At 42.6% G+C, this 18,667-nt stretch carries 17 protein-coding genes; 6 read left to right on the forward strand and 11 right to left on the reverse strand.

Annotated features, from left to right (window positions below):
* Nucleotides 1-20: 20 nt before the first annotated feature.
* The 5 genes from sucA to sdhC all read right to left on the reverse strand — a co-directional run bounded on the left by sucA (nucleotide 21) and on the right by sdhC (nucleotide 6,164).
* A complete protein-coding gene (gene sucA, locus L4C54_RS04705; RefSeq protein ID WP_428807260.1) occupies nucleotides 21-2,846 on the reverse strand; it encodes a 2-oxoglutarate dehydrogenase E1 component in 2,826 nt (941 codons plus the stop codon).
* 88 nt (nucleotides 2,847-2,934) lie between these two features.
* Nucleotides 2,935-3,648 carry a succinate dehydrogenase iron-sulfur subunit gene (locus tag L4C54_RS04710; protein WP_428803801.1) on the reverse strand — a complete coding sequence of 238 codons (714 nt, stop codon included), beginning with the start codon at nucleotides 3,646-3,648 and terminating at the stop codon, nucleotides 2,935-2,937.
* Nucleotides 3,649-3,663: 15 nt separating this feature from the next.
* The gene (gene sdhA / locus L4C54_RS04715; RefSeq protein WP_428807261.1) at nucleotides 3,664-5,430 is read right to left on the reverse strand and encodes a succinate dehydrogenase flavoprotein subunit; all 1,767 of its coding nucleotides are present in this window, start codon (nucleotides 5,428-5,430) and stop codon (nucleotides 3,664-3,666) included.
* On the reverse strand, nucleotides 5,431-5,778 hold the full coding sequence (sdhD, locus tag L4C54_RS04720; protein WP_428807262.1) for a succinate dehydrogenase, hydrophobic membrane anchor protein: 348 nt from the start codon (nucleotides 5,776-5,778) through the stop codon (nucleotides 5,431-5,433).
* Complete coding sequence (gene sdhC / locus L4C54_RS04725; protein WP_428803798.1) at nucleotides 5,772-6,164, reverse strand: succinate dehydrogenase cytochrome b556 subunit; 393 nt, start codon at nucleotides 6,162-6,164, stop codon at nucleotides 5,772-5,774. The genes sdhD and sdhC overlap by 7 nt, the downstream gene beginning before the upstream one ends.
* 392 nt (nucleotides 6,165-6,556) lie before the next feature.
* Here sdhC and L4C54_RS04730 point away from each other — a divergent pair, with 392 nt between their 5' ends.
* Nucleotides 6,557-7,846, forward strand: a complete 1,290-nt coding sequence (locus L4C54_RS04730; RefSeq protein ID WP_428803797.1) for a citrate synthase — start codon at nucleotides 6,557-6,559, stop codon at nucleotides 7,844-7,846.
* Between the two features lie 101 nt (nucleotides 7,847-7,947).
* Here the strand turns inward: L4C54_RS04730 and L4C54_RS04735 are convergent, their stop codons facing one another.
* The gene (locus L4C54_RS04735) at nucleotides 7,948-8,706 is read right to left on the reverse strand and encodes a Nif3-like dinuclear metal center hexameric protein (RefSeq protein ID WP_428807263.1); all 759 of its coding nucleotides are present in this window, start codon (nucleotides 8,704-8,706) and stop codon (nucleotides 7,948-7,950) included.
* Nucleotides 8,707-8,798: 92 nt separating this feature from the next.
* Between L4C54_RS04735 and L4C54_RS04740 the strand changes: the two genes are divergently transcribed.
* Entirely contained in the window at nucleotides 8,799-9,569 is a 771-nt protein-coding gene (locus L4C54_RS04740; protein WP_428807264.1) for a DUF1853 family protein, read from the forward strand.
* Nucleotides 9,570-9,649: 80 nt separating this feature from the next.
* On the opposite strand, the gene pgm is transcribed toward L4C54_RS04740, so the two are convergent.
* Both pgm and seqA read right to left on the reverse strand, forming a co-directional pair.
* On the reverse strand, nucleotides 9,650-11,296 hold the full coding sequence (gene pgm, locus L4C54_RS04745) for a phosphoglucomutase (alpha-D-glucose-1,6-bisphosphate-dependent) (protein WP_428807265.1): 1,647 nt from the start codon (nucleotides 11,294-11,296) through the stop codon (nucleotides 9,650-9,652).
* Between the two features lie 94 nt (nucleotides 11,297-11,390).
* Nucleotides 11,391-11,933 (reverse strand): replication initiation negative regulator SeqA, encoded by a 543-nt coding sequence (seqA, locus tag L4C54_RS04750; protein ID WP_428803793.1) that lies wholly within the window; start codon nucleotides 11,931-11,933, stop codon nucleotides 11,391-11,393.
* Between the two features lie 93 nt (nucleotides 11,934-12,026).
* On the opposite strand from seqA, the gene L4C54_RS04755 reads away from it, so the two are divergent.
* The 3 genes from L4C54_RS04755 (at nucleotide 12,027) to fldA (ending at nucleotide 13,699) form a co-directional block, all read left to right on the forward strand.
* The gene (locus L4C54_RS04755) at nucleotides 12,027-12,788 is read left to right on the forward strand and encodes an alpha/beta fold hydrolase (protein ID WP_428807266.1); all 762 of its coding nucleotides are present in this window, start codon (nucleotides 12,027-12,029) and stop codon (nucleotides 12,786-12,788) included.
* 104 nt (nucleotides 12,789-12,892) lie between these two features.
* Nucleotides 12,893-13,114, forward strand: a complete 222-nt coding sequence (locus L4C54_RS04760) for a DUF2788 domain-containing protein (RefSeq protein WP_248007286.1) — start codon at nucleotides 12,893-12,895, stop codon at nucleotides 13,112-13,114.
* A gap of 51 nt (nucleotides 13,115-13,165) precedes the next feature.
* Nucleotides 13,166-13,699, forward strand: a complete 534-nt coding sequence (gene fldA / locus L4C54_RS04765; RefSeq protein ID WP_428803790.1) for a flavodoxin FldA — start codon at nucleotides 13,166-13,168, stop codon at nucleotides 13,697-13,699.
* Between the two features lie 79 nt (nucleotides 13,700-13,778).
* Here fldA and L4C54_RS04770 read toward each other — a convergent pair whose 3' ends face one another.
* Nucleotides 13,779-14,261: a DUF4442 domain-containing protein gene (locus L4C54_RS04770; RefSeq protein ID WP_428807267.1), complete on the reverse strand. Its 483-nt coding sequence runs from the start codon at nucleotides 14,259-14,261 to the stop codon at nucleotides 13,779-13,781.
* Between the two features lie 202 nt (nucleotides 14,262-14,463).
* On the opposite strand from L4C54_RS04770, the gene fcrX reads away from it, so the two are divergent.
* Complete coding sequence (gene fcrX, locus L4C54_RS04775; RefSeq protein ID WP_428803789.1) at nucleotides 14,464-14,910, forward strand: ferric iron uptake transcriptional regulator FcrX; 447 nt, start codon at nucleotides 14,464-14,466, stop codon at nucleotides 14,908-14,910.
* Between the two features lie 73 nt (nucleotides 14,911-14,983).
* Here fcrX and glnS read toward each other — a convergent pair whose 3' ends face one another.
* Together glnS and nagE are read right to left on the reverse strand one after the other, a co-directional pair.
* The gene (gene glnS, locus L4C54_RS04780) at nucleotides 14,984-16,642 is read right to left on the reverse strand and encodes a glutamine--tRNA ligase (protein ID WP_428807268.1); all 1,659 of its coding nucleotides are present in this window, start codon (nucleotides 16,640-16,642) and stop codon (nucleotides 14,984-14,986) included.
* A 232-nt stretch (nucleotides 16,643-16,874) separates the two neighbouring features.
* Entirely contained in the window at nucleotides 16,875-18,419 is a 1,545-nt protein-coding gene (gene nagE / locus L4C54_RS04785) for an N-acetylglucosamine-specific PTS transporter subunit IIBC (RefSeq protein WP_428807269.1), read from the reverse strand.
* Nucleotides 18,420-18,667: the final 248 nt, after the last annotated feature.

Consider the following 18,667-nt stretch of genomic DNA (forward strand, 5'->3'; position numbering starts at 1 on the left):
CTTCCTTTTACTTCTAGTTCTTATTTCGAAACTTCGGGATTAATAGTCAAAGCATCTTCAACCAATGCTTTTTGCTGTTTCAAGTGCACCGACATATAGCCAACTGCTGGCGAAGCTGATGCTGGTCTACCTGTGTATCGTAACTTGCCGCCAGCAGGAATTGCGGCAAGGAAGTTATGTTGACTGCTATACCAAGCACCTTGGTTTTGCGGCTCTTCCTGACACCAAACAAACTCTTTCGCATTCGAGTAAGCCGCAATTGCAGCCTGAACTTCTTCTAATGGGAAAGGATATAGCTGTTCAATACGTACGATAGCAACATCGTCTTGCTCATTGTTTCTACGTTGCTCTAGCAAGTCGTAATAAACTTTACCTGAACAGAAAACAACCTGCTTAACGTTGCTCGCTTCTAAGTCATCAACCTCACCAATCGCGGCTTGGAATGTTCCTTCAGCCAAATCTTCAAACGAAGAGGTACACAGAGGATGACGCAACAACGATTTTGGTGACATTACGATCAGAGGACGACGCATAGGGCGTACTACCTGACGGCGAAGCATGTGATAAACCTGCGCAGGTGTAGATGGCACAACTATCTGCATGTTTTGCTCTGCACACATCTGTAAATAACGCTCCAAACGTGCAGATGAGTGTTCAGGGCCTTGACCTTCATAACCATGAGGAAGAAGCATTGTTAGGCCACACAAACGTGCCCACTTCTGCTCACCCGAAGAGATGAATTGGTCAATTACAACTTGAGCACCATTGGCAAAGTCACCAAATTGCGCTTCCCATAACGTTAATCCGCCAGGTTCAGCGGTTGCGTAACCATATTCAAAGGCAAGTACCGCAGCTTCTGAAAGCACCGAGTCATAGACTTGGAACGGACCTTGTTTGTCATGAATATTACTTAACGGAACGTAAGTGCTTGCATCAATTTGGTTGTGCAATACAGCATGACGGTGGAAGAATGTACCACGACCAGAATCTTGCCCTGATATACGAATACGTTTTCCATCATCCACTAAGGTAGCGTAGGCCATTGTTTCAGCCATACCCCAATCAACACGTTTCTCACCACTAACCATCGCAACGCGATCATTTACAAGCTTGTTAACACGGCTTTGAAGTTTATGGCTTTCTGGGTACTGACAAATGCGATTTCCAAGCTCTTTTAAGCGCTCAACATCGATCTTGCTGTCCCATTCCATATCCCAATCATGACCAAGATACGGTGACCAATCCACAGAGTGAAGAGCCATCGGACGCCACTCTTTCACAACAACTTCGCCATGGTCTAGAGCATCACGATAACCATTAACCAACTCGGTCGCTGTTTCAATATCAAACTCACCACGATCGATTAACACATCAGCGTAAAGCTTACGTGGTGTCGGGTGTTTCTTAATTTTTTGGTACATAAGAGGCTGAGTTGCGTTCGGCTCATCAGCTTCGTTATGGCCGTGACGGCGATAACAAACGAGTTCGATTACCACATCACGTTTAAATTCATTTCGATAATCCAAAGCTAAACGAGCAACAAAAGCAACGGCCTCTGGATCATCTGCATTAACGTGGAAAATCGGTGCCTGAACCATCTTAGCGATATCAGTACAGTACATCGTTGAACGAGTGTCACGAGGGTTTGAAGTTGTGAAACCAACTTGGTTATTCACAACGATTCGGATTGTACCGCCAACACGGAAACCGCGTGTCTGAGACATGTTGAATGTCTCTTGTACAACACCTTGCCCTGCAATTGCTGAATCGCCATGCACGGTAATAGGAAGAACAACACTACCGTCTTTATCATTTAGACGATCTTGACGTGCTCTTACTGACCCGATAACTACTGGGTTCACAATCTCTAGATGCGATGGGTTAAATGCCAACACTAAGTGAACATCGCCACCCGGTGTTGCGAAATCAGCCGAGAAACCTTGGTGATATTTAACATCACCAGTACCCCAAGTATCATCGTGTTTACCAGCGAATTCATCAAAAAGATCTTGTGGCTTTTTACCTAATACATTGACCAACATGTTAAGTCGGCCACGGTGAGCCATACCAACGACGACTTCACGCATTCCCTGACCACCAGCATGGCGTATCAGCTCTTTAGTCATTGGGATTAGCGCATCACCACCTTCAAGAGAGAATCGCTTCGCGCCCGGGAATTTAGCACCTAAGTAGCGCTCTAAACCTTCAGCAGCAGTTAGCTCTTCTAGAAAAGCTTGTTTCTCATCTCGATTAAAGGAAGGCTGACCAGAAACAGACTCTAAACGTTGTTGTATCCAACGTTTTTGCTCTGTATTCGTCATGTGCATGTATTCTGCACCGATAGATCCGCAATAGGTTTGCTTCAGTGCTTTATAGAGATCTCGAAGAACCATTGTCTCTTGCCCGATAGCAAAAGAACCAACGTTAAAGGTTTCATCAAAATCTTCTTCGGTAAGATTGTGGAACGAAGGGTCTAGGTCTGCAACAGCAGGCCTAATCCATAAACCAAGAGGGTCTAGGTTTGCAGCTTGATGCCCTCGAAAACGGAAAGCATTGATAAGCTGTAGTACTTTTACTTGTTTAACATCGACATCAGGATCACTAACTTGGACATTGTAATGCTTAGTCTCTTGAGCGAGTCGTCTGAAGTAGTCACGAACACGTGAATGCGGTTGTTCAACCACTTCTGAAGATTGCGTTGGCAGATCTTCAAATACACGTTTCCATTCCTCACTGACCAGATCGGGATCACTTAGATACGTTTCGTAGAGTTCCTCTACATAAGTTGCATTGGCGCCAGCCAAGTGTGAAGACTCGAGCCATGCCTTCATCACGCCGTTCTGCATATTTTCCCTTAACCAGTAGTTTTCACGTTTGCGTCGGTCGAGCCGAGCCAGTATTCGTCGCCCTATTACAGGGCGACAATCTCATCATTTAAACCGAGCGATTCACTAACATGGTCTTAATATGACCAATAGCTTTCGTCGGATTTAATCCCTTAGGACAAACACTTACACAATTCATGATGCCATGGCAACGAAAAACGCTAAATGCATCATCAAGATTAGATAAACGTTCATCTGTCGCTGTATCACGGCTATCAATTAACCAACGATATGCAGCTAGTAGCCCAGCAGGTCCAATAAACTTATCTGGATTCCACCAAAATGACGGACAAGATGTTGTACAACATGCACACATAATGCACTCATACAAACCATCTAAATGTGCGCGTTCATCTGGGCTTTGTAAGTTCTCGCGTGATGGTGGTAAAGCATCGTCCGACACCAAGAATGGTTTAACTTTAGAGTAGTTATCGTAAAACTGCGTCATATCTACGATTAAATCTCTAACAACAGGTAAACCCGGTAGTGGTCTAATCACGATTGTGCTTTGATCCATCAGAGCGGATAAAGGCGTGATACATGCCAAACCATTCTTACCGTTCATGTTAAGTCCATCAGAACCACAAACACCTTCACGACATGAACGTCTAAATGAGATGCTGTTATCTTGCTCTTTTAGCAAAATCAAAGCATCTAGCAACATCATGTCTGAGCCGTCATCAACCTCTAGCTCATAGTCCTTCATGTACGGCTTTTGATCCGTATCAGGATTATAACGGTACAAAGAGAAATTCAATTTCATAATCTGGTCCGCTCCTTAGTACGTACGAGCTTTAGGTGGGAATGCTTCACGATGGATAGGCTCCATATTTACACCACGTTTAGACATACTTTCTGTCTCTGGGTTATAAATAGAGTGGCATAGCCATTGTTCATCATCACGATCAGGGAAATCGAATCGAGCATGAGCACCACGACTTTCTGTACGGAAGTTTGCCGCAACAGCGGTAGCAAATGCCGTTTCCATTAAGTTCTCTAACTCTAGACACTCAATACGTTGAGTGTTGAATTCCGTCGACTTATCCGATAAGTGAGCATTACTCAAACGTTCTCTGATAACCTTAAGCTCAGCAAGCCCTTTAGCCATAGCATCGCCTTCACGGAAAACTGAGAAGTTGTTTTGCATACATTGCTGCAGGTCTTTACGAATAACCGCTGGATCTTCACCATCGGTACTATTTTCCCAACGATTGTAACGCGCTAATGAGCGTGCAATATCTTCATCTGTTGCCGGCTTCGCTTCTTCTTGTTTCTTCAGCGTTTCACCTAGGTGAAGTCCTGTTGCTCGACCGAATACAACCAAATCAAGTAGCGAGTTACCACCTAAACGGTTTGCACCGTGAACGGAAACAGAGGCAATCTCACCACAAGCAAACAAGCCTTGAACTTCAACATCAGCACCAGATTCGTCTTGCTTAATCGCCTGACCAGAAACTTGAGTTGGAACACCACCCATCATGTAGTGACAAGTAGGGATAACTGGAATAGGTTCTTTAACAGGGTCAACGTGTGCAAATGTACGAGATAATTCACATACACCAGGTAAGCGAGACTCGAGAGTTTCTTTACCTAGGTGGTCTAGTTTAAGCTTAATGTGTGGTCCCCAAGGGCCATCGCAACCGCGACCTTCTCGAATCTCAATCATCATTGAACGGGCAACAACGTCACGACCTGCTAAATCTTTAGCATTTGGTGCATAACGCTCCATAAAACGTTCGCCGTCTTTATTAAGAAGATAACCACCTTCACCACGACAACCTTCAGTCACTAATACACCAGCGCCTGCGATACCTGTCGGGTGGAATTGCCACATCTCGATATCTTGCATTGGAACGCCAGCGCGAATCGCCATACCAACACCGTCACCAGTATTGATATGCGCATTAGTCGTTGAAGCGTAGATTCGACCTGCACCACCGGTTGCTAAAATCGTTGCTTTCGCTTTGAAGTAGCAAACTTCACCGGTTTCCATACATAGAGCGGTTGTACCTAATACGGCGCCGTCTTCGTTTTTCACTAAATCTAGCGCATACCACTCCGAGTAAATCGTCGTCTTATGCTTAATATTCTGTTGGTATAATGTATGAAGCAAGGCGTGACCAGTACGGTCAGCTGCTGCTGCGGTACGAGCAGCTTGCTCTCCACCAAAATTCTTTGATTGGCCGCCAAAAGGACGCTGATAAATAGTACCATCATCAAAACGAGAAAATGGTAACCCCATTTTTTCTAATTCAATGACAGATTCAGGGCCATTTTTACACATGTACTCAATCGCATCTTGGTCTCCGATATAATCAGAGCCTTTGACCGTGTCGTACATGTGTTGTTCCCAATGATCTTCATGGGCATTGCCCAGTGCTACTGTAATGCCGCCTTGTGCAGAAACAGTATGAGAGCGAGTTGGAAACACTTTAGACAGCAAGGCACAAGATAGGCCTTGCTCAGAAATTTGCAGTGCAGCGCGCATACCTGCACCACCAGCGCCAATCACTACGGCATCGAATTCACGAACTGGAATAGTCACTTACGCACCCCACAAAATTGAAAAACCAGAAAAGAAGTAACTCAATAGAGTGATTACAACTACGAACAGTAACCCTCCACGTAATTTTGAGCACTTAATATAGTCAGTTAGAACCTGCCATAAACCAATCCACGCATGAATCAACACTGATGTTAACGCTAGCATGGTGAATATTTTGGTAAATGAACTACCGAAAAATTGGGTCCAAGAGATATAAGAGATATCACCAGAGAACGCAAAGAAACTAATTAGGTAGACGGTATAAAGGGTCATAATAATGGCAGTGGCACGAATCAGTAGAAAATCGTGCACCCCATTACGTCCGAATGACGAAACATGCTTTACCATACTAATACTCCTGCAAGAAGTGATAGAACGGCAGTGGCAGCGAAAGCGACTTTAGCACTTAAAGCTCCAGTATCGAGTTCTTCAAAATAGCCAAAATCCATCATCAAATGACGGATGCCACCAACAATATGGTAGGCCAAGGCAGTAGCGATTCCCCACAAAATAAACTTCACAAAAAAGCCACTGACGAGGTCACTGGCTTCTTTGAATCCAAGCGGGGATTCGAGGGATAGAGACAATAGCCATAGTAATATTCCGATAGCAACAAACGTAATCACCCCAGCAACACGGTGCAGGATGGATGCGATTGCAGTTATTGGAAAGCTAACTGTCTGCAAATCTAAATTAACAGGTCTTGACTTTCTTTCATTCACGGGCTTGCTCACTCAGCTCCATTGAGCATTTATTGTTATTAACGAATCTCGTGCGAAAACCGACAAAAGTTAACATCAAAACAACAAAAAAGGTGATAATCGCACCAGTTAATTGTAAATAAAATGTTAACAGCAACACTAGAAAACCTACCTCTTAATTGTTTCCAGCCTTGAATTTATAAGGATTTCACCGAAAATTTCAGCTTAACTATACGACCGGCAACATTCTAATACAATTGATGTAACAATTTTTGCTACATAGAACAGACTTTTAACTTATTTGCTATAAAAAATTGCGTAAAGCGCACACATCGAAGGAGAAAAATTGACTTTGAAGGCGAAGACACGTAAAAAAATGCACATAAACATCCTGGATGGATTAATAATAAACAAAGGAGAATGTTATGGCGGATAAGAAAGCGACCCTTCACATTGAAGGTTTAGCGCCAATCGAGCTACCAATTATGGACGGGACTGTCGGCCCTGAAGTAATCGATGTTCGTAAACTTGGTTCAAATGGATATTTCACATTCGACCCTGGTTTTCTTGCCACTGCATCTTGTGAGTCTCAAATCACTTATATCGATGGTGACAAAGGTGTTCTATTACACCGCGGTTTCCCAATTGATCAATTAGCGAATAATGCAGACTACTTAGAAGTATGTTACATACTTCTTTATGGTGAAGCCCCAGATCGTGAGCAATACGAAGACTTTAAACGCACAGTAACACGCCATACTATGGTTCATGAGCAAATTGCTAGTTTCTACCACGGCTTTAGACGTGATGCTCACCCAATGGCTGTTATGTGTGGTGTTGTTGGCGCACTTGCGGCGTTCTACCATGATTCACTTGATGTAAATAACGATACGCACCGAGAAATCGCGGCTTATCGTCTATTGTCAAAAATGCCTACACTAGCGGCAATGTGTTACAAGTACTCAATTGGCCAACCGTTCATCTACCCAAGAAATGAACTGAGCTACGCTGAGAACTTCCTGCACATGATGTTTGCAAACCCATGTGAAGAGTACGAAGTAAACCCTGTTGTTGCTCGCGCAATGGACAAGATCTTCACGCTACACGCGGATCACGAACAAAATGCTTCAACGTCAACGGTACGTCTAGCCGGTTCATCAGGTGCTAACCCATTTGCTTGTATCGCTGCGGGTATCGCATCTCTGTGGGGACCAGCTCACGGCGGTGCTAACGAAGCGTGTCTACGTATGCTAGAAGAGATTGGCAGCCTAGATAATATTGAAGAGTATGTTGCAAAAGCGAAAGATAAAGACGATCCATTCCGCCTAATGGGCTTTGGTCACCGTGTTTATAAGAACTACGATCCTCGCGCAACGGTTATGCGTGAAGCATGTCACGATGTGCTTAAAGAGCTTAACATTGACGATCCACTGCTTGATGTTGCAATGGAGCTGGAACGCATTGCTCTTTCTGACGAATATTTCGTTGAGAAGAAACTGTATCCGAACGTAGACTTCTACTCAGGCATCATCCTGAAAGCGATTGGTATTCCTATTTCAATGTTTACCGTTATCTTCGCAATGTCTCGTACTGTTGGTTGGATAGCTCACTGGAGCGAAATGCACAGTGATCCAACAAACCGAATCGGGCGTCCTCGCCAACTGTATACTGGTCAAGAGAAACGTGATTTCCAACCTCTACATGAGCGTGACTAATTACTGTTTCGTTGTATTTATATAACGACCAACTTCAGTTAAATATAAAGAAAAAGCTTGCCTATTCGGCAAGCTTTTTTACTTTCTTTCAAATATAGCTCTTAGACGGGGTTATCAATATCAACAAAGATCACTTCAATCTGGTGTTCTTTTTCCAACCACTCTCCTAATGCTTTAATACCGTAGCGTTCTGTCGCATGATGGCCCGCCGAAAAGTAATGGATATCTTGCTCACGTGCGGTATAAGTCGTTCGCTCTGAAATCTCCCCTGATATAAAGGCATCTAATCCACTTTGCGCTGCTAACTCAATGTAATCTTGCCCTCCACCAGTACACCAACCAACCGTCTCAATCAACTTGTCAGCGTTATCAGGGGCAATGTGTAACGGAGTGCGATTTAGAACTTGAGTGATTTTTTGTGAAAGTTCTGAACCACTTATAGGCTTCTTTAAACGGCCATACATAGCAACAGACTGGGCATGACCTTCCAGGCCGCCTTCGACATCAATATTAAGTAATCTCGCCAATTCCGCGTTATTACCAAGCTCTGGGTGGATATCTAAAGGTAAGTGGTAGCCATATAAATTGATGTCATTTTTAATTAGGCTACGAATGCGCTTACCTTTCATACCACGAATTGATTCAGGCTCACCTTTCCAGAAGTAGCCATGATGTACGATTAATGCATCAGCGTTTAGGTCAACCGCTTTATCGACAAGAGCTTGTGAGGCTGTAACACCTGTAACCACGCGTTTTATCTGCGCATTACCTTCAACTTGAAGACCGTTAGGGCAGTAATCTTTAATAAGATGAGGCGATAGCTTGCTATTGAGGATTGTTTCCAGCTGAAGATTGTTCATTGTTCATTCCGAATAATTCTAGTTTGGCCAAAGTGTATACTTAACTCTGTTATGGGTACAATGGAAGCTTAGAGTGATAATCAGGATTAGGGATGAATCAACTTCAATACTTTTACCAATGGATTGCATCAACGCCTTCACTATTTGAACTGCGCCCTCCCTTTGTCGATTTTCGTCATCTAGAACCAATATCAGTCCCACCATTGGAACGATATGTGGGAAACCCTAGACTAGGGTTTCTTTATCAGCACTTATGTACAACGTTGATAGAAAATACACAGCGATATAGCATCGAGATTGATGAAGTTCAGATAAACGCATCGTCAGGTCAAACTCTAGGTGCTATCGATTTAATTCTTCGTAACCAAGAAATGAATCAGTTTGAGCATTGGGAAGTTGCAATAAAGTTCTATCTTCTTCATCAAGGTATTTGGTATGGGCCAAATGCGCAGGATCAGTTAGATAAGAAGCTTGATAGAATGTTATCGCACCAACTTAAAATGAGTAAAGTTGATGAATTTACGCAACATTACCCACATTTAGGCGCATTATCAGAGCATCTTCTTATGCAAGGGCGTTTGTACATAAACCCTTTTTCACCAGAAACAATTCCTAAAGAGTGCTTGGGATTTGAGCTTAACTCGTCTCAAATATCCGGATACTGGTGTTATCAACATCAGTGGGAGCAAATCCAGGAACCGTTATACGAATTAAAAAAACCATATTGGGCAACAGGTATCACCGACCACACAGATATCAATGAGTCTGATCACGTTATGAAAATGCCGATAGACCGCTTCATTCATGCTCAAACAGTAAATGGTCAGTTTTGGTTTGTCGTTCCCGATACTTGGCCTAACTAGCATTCTCTATGCTAAACATTGCCTAGTTTGTCAGATACAAAAAAGGCGACCACTGGGTCGCCTCTTGTTAGTAGATAGTTTTACAAGCCTGCATCTGCAAATACTTGATTAACAATCTGTTGTGCTTCTGCTTCTATTTGGGCTAAGTGCTCTGCACCTTGAAAACTTTCACAGTAGATTTTATAAATATCTTCAGTGCCAGAAGGACGCGCAGCGAACCAGCCATTTTCAGTCGTCACTTTTAGACCACCAATCGCGGCACCATTACCTGGGGCGTGTGTTAAACGAGCAGTGATTGGCTCACCTGCTAGCATCTCTGCAGATACCATTTCCGCTGACAGTTTCTTCAATATGTCTTTTTGCGGACCATTTGCTACAGCTTGGATACGGTTATACTTAGATGCGCCATGCTTAGCCGCTAACTCTTCGTAATAATCCTGTGGGTTCTTACCCGTAACCGCTGTAATTTCAGCCGCGAGAAGGCAAAGCAAGATACCGTCTTTATCCGTTGACCACGGGGTACCATCTTTACGCAAGAAAGAAGCACCTGCACTCTCTTCGCCACCAAAGCCAAACTGGCCGCTGTATAAGCCATCTACGAACCATTTAAAGCCAACAGGTACTTCGCACAGCTCGCGGCCTAAATCGGCAACGACACGGTCAATCAACGCACTAGAAACTAGCGTTTTACCAACAGCGACATCTTTACCCCAGCCTTCACGATTACGATATAGATAATCAATACAAACAGCTAAGAAATGATTTGGATTCATTAGCCCTTTTGGCGTTACGATGCCATGGCGATCGTAATCAGGATCATTACCAAACGCTAAATCGTAATCATCTTTTAATTCTAGCAATCCAGCCATCGCGTATGGAGATGAGCAGTCCATGCGAACAACACCATCTTTATCAAGCGACATAAACTGGAACGAAGGGTCAATAGCTTCGCTAACAAGCGTTAAATCAAGATCATACGCTTGACCAATCTGACGCCAGTAATCAATACCTGAACCACCTAGTGGATCGACGCCAATTTTAAGCCCAGACTTTTGAATCGCTTCCATATCGACTACGTTCACTAGATCGTCAATATATGGTTTAACCAAATCAAGCTCTACGAATAAGTCAGATGCCTTTGCTTGTGCAATTGGCAGGCGTTTAACACCTTCAAGATTAAGGCTGATCAACTGATTAGCACGATCTTCAATTGCTTGTGTTAGCTCAGCCTCAGCCGGGCCACCGTGAGTTGGGTTGTATTTAATACCACCATCTTGCGGAGGATTATGAGATGGCGTAATCACGATACCGTCAGCTTTAGCATCATGCTTCAGATTATGAGTCAAGATAGCGTGTGATACACCTGGAGTCGGCGTATAACCGTTATTTTCCTGAGCAATGACTTTAACACCATTAGCTACAAGGACTTCGATTGCCGTCAGAAATGCAGGCTCAGAAAGTGCGTGAGTATCTTTACCTAGAAAGAGTGGGCCTGTTGTACCCGATTGTGCTCTTACTTCCGCAACCGCCTGAGCGATCGCTAAGATATGATTTTCGTTAAATGTTGATTTATCAGCCGAGCCACGGTGACCTGACGTACCAAACAGTACTTTTTGATCATCGTTTCCGGCGCTAGGCTGAAGTAAAAAATAATTTGAAACTAAAGCTGGAATGTTATGCAAATCTTGTTGTATTGCTTTTGTTCCTGCTCTTGGGTGCATAGCCATTAGTGACGTCCTTTCTTAGTAATTTTAAAACAATAAAAAAGCCTCACAATATTTTACTAACTAAGCGCATTACTGTGAGGCTCTTATAAAAATTCTAAATGGTATTCGTTACCTTTTCGATTAAGTCAGCTGGAAAGTTCATTCTCGTCATCAGCTGCTCAGTCATTTGTCGTTTTCGACTTGTATTATTATTAGTGATAACCCAAAACGGAGTACTTGGAATCGCTTTAGGTTTGGTTGTATTGCCATTTGCCAGCAGTGTTTGTTCATTATCAGCAAAATAAACACGCTTGCGACCTTTGACCTGTGTCGCTTCCGAGAAGCTCGCTGGGTTAATGCGATGCAATGTTGATAGTACCAACATAAAGCGATCGATTGCTTTTTTTAAGCCTGCAAATTCATCTGATATCAGCAGCGAACGCATCTCTTTAATGCTATCAACGACTGGTGCTTTTTCCACATCTTTACTAACGACAATACCTTTAGGCTCAACGGGTGTTTTATGTTGAACAACCGGAGTCGCAGCATCATTTTCAATTAGAAGACGACGTAATATATCCGACGCGCTCTCACCTATATGCTGAGTCTGGCTAGCAATATAACGGTATAGTTCTTCATCAACCTCAATTGTTTTCATTCGCTTTTCACAATCTCTATGTTTAAACTCTTGGGGATTATAGCGAGATCTTTGCTGATACTCTACGTCAAACCAATCATGAATAAGATAAAAATGTCTCAACTACTCAACTATAAACTCGAAGGCTCCGGCCAAACTCTCGTTTTACTCCATGGCTTGTTCGGTAACTTAGATAATTTGGGGCTTCTTTCTCGTGATCTCGTCGATGATCATCAAGTTTTAAGCATCGATTTACGAAACCATGGACTCTCCTTTCACTCTGAAGAACATAATTATCAGAGCATGGCCAACGATGTCTTAAAGCTCCTTAACCACCTAAATCTCTCAGACGTTACTCTTATTGGCCATTCAATGGGTGGAAAAGTCGCGATGAAAGTCGCCGACATAGGTCGTCAGAAAATTAAAAAATTAATCGTCTTAGACATGGCCCCTGTCTCCTATAAAGTCCATCGTCACGAGAACGTACTCAATGGCTTACAAGCCGTAATTGATGCAAAGCCGGCTAGTAGAAGTGAGGCTATGGGACTTCTTTCCGAACATATAGAGATTGATGGTGTAAAACAGTTTTTAAGTAAATCTCTCTATCGCCAAGAAAGCACGATGCTTTGGCGTTTCAATGTTGAGTCTATTCTTACCAATTACTGGGAAATTCTTGGCTGGCACCCTATCCCACCAATCGAAACACCGACTCTATTTGTAAAAGGCGCTCAGTCTGATTACTTGCTCGCAGAGCACCAACCCCAAATACAACAGCAATTTCCAAACGCCAAGGCTCATATTATTTCGAATACAGGTCACTGGCTTCATGCAGAAAAGCCCAAAGAAGTGCTTCGCGTGATTCGAAACTTTATATAGGTTGTTTTATCTATTTGAACTGAGATCTTGGTAAATAGCATCCATTAACATTAACGTTTAACAATGGTATAGTGCGCGCAAGTAAATTGGCATAAAGGGAAATCATGCTCTACGACTATATGAACATACTCGAGTCTATTGGCTTAGACTTACTTTTTGCATCTATCTTCTTCCTTATTGGTATGGCGATAAAAGATGTTCTCAAACAGGGTAATGTTCCACCATTTGGGCGTCGTATTGTATGGCTAGTTCTGTTCCTTGGCTGTGCTGGATTCATCACTAAAGGGTTGATCCAAATTAGCTGGGAAGGTACGGGATTAGGGTAAACACCATCTCATTGTCACCCGATTAAGATTAATATTTAAGGTAATGATTCTATGGCAAGTGTAGGTATCTTCTTTGGTAGCGACACCGGCAACACTGAAGCTGTTGCAAAGATGATTCAAAAGCAACTAGGTAAACAACTAGTTCACGTTCAAGACATTGCAAAAAGCAGTAAAGAAGATATCGATAACTTTGATCTGCTTCTTCTTGGTATTCCTACTTGGTATTACGGTGAAGCTCAATGTGACTGGGATGATTTCTTCCCTGAATTAGAAGGCATTGATTTTTCAACTAAACTCGTTGCGCTATTTGGCTGTGGCGATCAAGAAGATTACGCTGAGTACTTCTGCGATGCTATGGGTACCATTCGCGATATCGTAGAAGCTAAAGGCGGAACAATCCTTGGCTATACACCGACTGAAGGTTATGAGTTCGAAGCATCAAAAGCTCTAGTTGAAGGCGATGAAAGTCAATTTGTTGGTCTATGCATCGATGAAGACCGTCAACCTGAACTGACTGATTCACGAGTAAGCGCATGGGTTTCTCAAATCCACGAAGAGATGTGTTTAGCTGAACTCGAAGGTTAATCACTTCTGTTGATTATCAAAAAACCTCCACTCTTGGAGGTTTTTTATTGTTCTTTTTTCGTTGATGGTTACCCACAACCTACTCACTCCGAAACTTTGGTTTTTTTCTTACGTAAAGCTTTCGCTGCACCTCAGAAACAATCTCACCATTTTTATCCTTAACGTGAATAACAAATTCTGGGAAGCATTTATCTCCATTCATCGTCGCCTCGAAGATTGAATCTAGTTGAGGCTGTGAAATCATGAAGTCAGCGTATAGGTCGCTACCACCAGGCTTGATAAAGTTAATGCTCGCCTCTTTGTCCCAAACAAAATACTGTTCACCTAATATACCCATGAGCATTAACGAGTAAACGGGATCAGTTAGCGAAAAAATACTGCCTCCATACTGAGTTCTATTAGCATTTTTATTCCACCATCTTAGCTTAAGTTTCATGCTAACTTCTCTGAAGTCATCACTGATTGACAAAATCTTAATGCCTGGGCCCCAAAATGGTGGCCAAATATTAAGGGCAAACTTAACTATTCCTGGCTTATATACTTTTGATAAAAATGCGTCCATTCCAATGCCAACTTCGCTATAAGTGACTTGAATTGTTACACAAAGGTTACTGGTCGGATATGTTTAATGGCTATTTTTGCAACGTTTATCATGCATTCGTAATAACCCTTTGAACTTGACGGTTTATTGTTGAGGGACAGTGCCTTATAATAATAGGAATATTGGATTCTGTTACGACCGCAGAGCATCAACAGGAAAGTATATGTCAGACAATAACCAAGCGCTAAAAAATGCGGGTCTTAAAATAACCCTACCAAGGCTAAAGATTTTAGAGATACTGCAACAACCAGCTTGTCAGCACATCAGTGCTGAAGATTTATATAAAAAGCTGATCGATCTTGGTGAGGAAATTGGTTTAGCAACGGTTTACCGTGTTCTTAACCAATTTGATGACGCTGGTATCGTAACCCGCCATCACTTTGAAGGTGGAAAATCAGTTTTTGAACTATCGACTCAAGAACACCATGACCATTTAGTTTGCCTAGATTGCGGAACTGTAATCGAGTTTGCCGATGACCTTATTGAAGAACGCCAAAAGGAAATTGCAAAGAAATTTAATGTCGTACTCACTAACCACAGCCTTTATCTCTACGGTAAATGTGCGAGTGGCGACTGTAAAGACAGAGCTGACGCTCATAAAGCTAAATAGAGTTTTAAGCAGAATGAAAAATGCCAGCATATATATGCTGGCATTTTTATTTTTGGGTATTTAGAGTACGAGCTTAGCCAGCCCAAGTATCACGTAAACCAACCGTGCGGTTAAACACTAAAGCATCTGCACTCGAATCTTTAGAGTCTACGCAGAAATAGCCAGTACGCTCAAATTGATAGCCTTGCTCCACTTTAGCCGATGCTAAACTAGCTTCTACAAAACCATTCATCTTCACTAATGACTCAGGGTTAATCGTCTCAGAGAAGTTATCTTCTGCTGCTGGGTTAGCAACCGTAAATAAACGATCGTATAGACGAATCTCTGCAGGCAATGCTTTATCAGCAGAAACCCAGTGAATAACGCCTTTCACCTTACGGCCATCAGATGGATTCTTACCTAATGTTTCATTATCGTAAGAACAGAAAATCGTCGTGATATTACCTTCAGCATCTTTCTCAATACGTTCTGCTTTGATCACATAAGCACCACGTAGACGAACTTCTTTACCTAAAACCAAACGCTTGTATTTCTTGTTTGCTTCTTCACGGAAATCGTCTTGCTCAATCCAGATTTCACGCGTAAATGGAACTTCGCGAGTACCCATCTCTGGCTTATTTGGGTGATTAGCAACGGTTAACGTTTCAACACTAGCATCATCAAAGTTTTCAATAACAATTTTGATGGGCTCAAGAACAGCCATTGCACGAGGGGCATTTTCATTAAGATCATCACGAATACAAGACTCTAGTGAACCAAACTCAATCATATTCTCTTGCTTGGTAACACCGATACGCTTACAGAATTCACGAATTGAACCAGGAGTAAAGCCACGACGACGTAGGCCAGAAATCGTAGGCATACGCGGGTCGTCCCAACCTTCAACAAGATTGTCTACAACAAGTTGATTAAGCTTACGTTTAGACATCACCGTATATTCTAGATTAAGGCGACTGAACTCATATTGACGAGGCTGACACTCAATAGAAATATTGTCCAAAACCCAATCGTATAAACGGCGGTTGTCTTGGAACTCAAGCGTACAAAGAGAGTGGCTAATACCTTCAATTGCATCCGAGATACAGTGTGTAAAGTCATACATTGGGTAAATGCACCACTTATCACCTGTTTGATGATGATGAGCAAAACGTACACGGTAGATAACTGGATCACGCATGACCATGAACGATGAGCTCATGTCGATCTTAGCGCGTAGACACGCAGTTCCCTCTTTGAAGTCACCGTTACGCATTTTTTCGAATAGCGCTAGGTTCTCTTCAGGACTACGATCACGATACGGGCTCGCTTTACCTGGCGCTGTCAATGTGCCGCGATATTCACGGATCTGCTCAGGGCTTAATTCATCAACATAGGCTAAACCTTTATTGATCAGTTCTACAGCGTAATCGTAAAGAGTATCGAAGTAGTTTGATGAATAGCAGATATCACCAGACCAATCAAAGCCTAACCAGCTTACGTCATTTTTAATAGACTCAACGTATTCAACATCTTCTTTTTCAGGGTTTGTATCATCAAAGCGTAGATTACACTGTCCCTGATAGTCCTGAGCAATACCGAAGTTCAAACAGATGGATTTAGCGTGTCCAATATGCAAATAGCCATTCGGTTCCGGTGGGAAACGAGTATGCACGCTAGTGTGTTTGCCATCCGCTAAATCTTTATCAATGATCTGGCGAATGAAATTCGATGGACGAGCCTCAGCTTCAGTCATCTATAGCACCTCAATATTGTTTAGTATTGTTCAGAATATATAGTCGCTCATGATCCACAATTCTGCGCCTTTACACAATAAGAACTCGCACTAAATTATCAATTAGTCATCGATTCGATGAACATTAGAGCGATCTTCATTCAAATCTAGCGAATCTAAATATTCGTGCAGGCACAAAAAAGCCTCCCATATAGGGAGGCTTTCAATTTTACTTACTTGTCGTAATTATCGACTAAGGAAGTTTAACTTCAGATAGGTCTTCACCAGCACCGATTGCTTTCATTTCGCCAGCAACGATTTCAGCTAGTGGGCCTAGGATAACTTGAAGGTTGTTTTCACCAAGTTTCACAACACCTTTAGCACCTAGCTTCTTAAGTACTGCTTCATCAGCGATAGAGCGGTCTTTAAGAGTTAGACGTAGACGTGTGATACATGCGTCGATAGACGTTAGGTTATCGTGACCACCTAGAGCTTTTAGGTATTGACGTGCAACGTCACCTTTTGGAGCGTCACCAGCAGGAGCAGCTGCTTCGTCATCATCTTCACGGCCAGGCGATTTAAGGTTAAATGCGCGGATAGCAAAGCTGAATGTGAAGAAGTATAGAGCACCGAATGCTAGACCAATCAGTAGTAGTACGAATGGTTTAGTTGCTAGACCCCAGTTCAATACGAAGTCGATAAGACCAGCAGAGAAACCGAAACCATGTAGCGTACCAAACATGTTAGCAACAACTAGAGATAGACCAGTAAACACAGCGTGCATTGCGTATAGAGCAGGTGCTAGGAATACGAACATGAACTCTAGAGGCTCTGTAATACCCGTTAGGAAAGAACAGAATGCAACAGAGAATAGTGCACCACCAACTTGGCTGCGTTTTTCAGCAGGAGCTGCAAGGTACATAGCAAGTGCTGCACCAGGTAGACCAAACATCATTACAGGGAAGAAGCCGTTCATGAATACGCCAGCGCCTTTATCACCACCGAAGAAACGGTGTAGGTCGCCAGTTTTCACTGTTTCAGTTACTTCTTTAACAGTTGCAACGATTTCTGGATTTACTGAGTTAGCAAATTCAAATGTGTACTCTTGACCAACAACTAGCGTTTTAGCAAGTGCAGGGTCAACACAAAGTTGAGTGAAACCTTCAGCTGCAACGATGATCTCTTGACAAGAGCCCATGCCGAACCAGAAGTAAGAGTTCAATACGTGGTGAAGACCAACAGGAATAAGTGCACGGTTAAGAGTACCGTAAACGAATTGGCCAATTGCACCTGAAGTAGAAACTGCGTGAGCAAGAGTATCTAAACCAGATTGAACCGCAGGCCATACAACACCAAAGATTGCACCAGCAACTAAAGCAAACAGACCAGCCATAATTGGAACTAGACGCTTACCAGAGAAGAATGCTAGCCACTCAGGAAGACGTGTTACGTGGAATGCATTGTAAGAGTGTCCAGCGATGATACCTGCGAAGATACCGCCGAAGAATGACATATTTACACTTGCGTCGATGTTTGTTGCTGTTGCAGTCAATACAAAGTAAGCAACTGCGCCAGCAAGACCTGCTGCACCGTTACCGTCTTTAGAAAGACCGATAGCTATACCCAGACCAAACAACAATGGTAGTTGGCTGAAGATTGCGTTACCAGCTGATGCCATGAATGCGATATCTAGTAGATCTGGTTGACCCAGACGTAATAGCAATGCCGCGATTGGCAGCGTTGCGATAGGCAGCATTAGAGCTTTACCTAACTTTTGCGCGTATCCAAGAATATTCACCTTAAGTTCCCCCTATAGGATTTAATATTTTATGCGAGCGACTTATTTCGGTCACTCAATTTAGTCGCTTTCAGTTTATGACATTAATTTTGCTCCGCAAATTAAAACCTTATCATTTGTGATCCTAATCACCAGAAATCACCAAATACCAAGGTTTTTGCTAGCTAGATCATAAAACTTATTTTACAATTCAAAAAAATGGAAAAATAACGTTAATATTTCTGTGTTCTTAACATTCTATGTATATA

Source organism: Vibrio lamellibrachiae (genome assembly GCF_050337265.1).
Taxonomy (GTDB): domain Bacteria; phylum Pseudomonadota; class Gammaproteobacteria; order Enterobacterales; family Vibrionaceae; genus Vibrio; species Vibrio kyushuensis.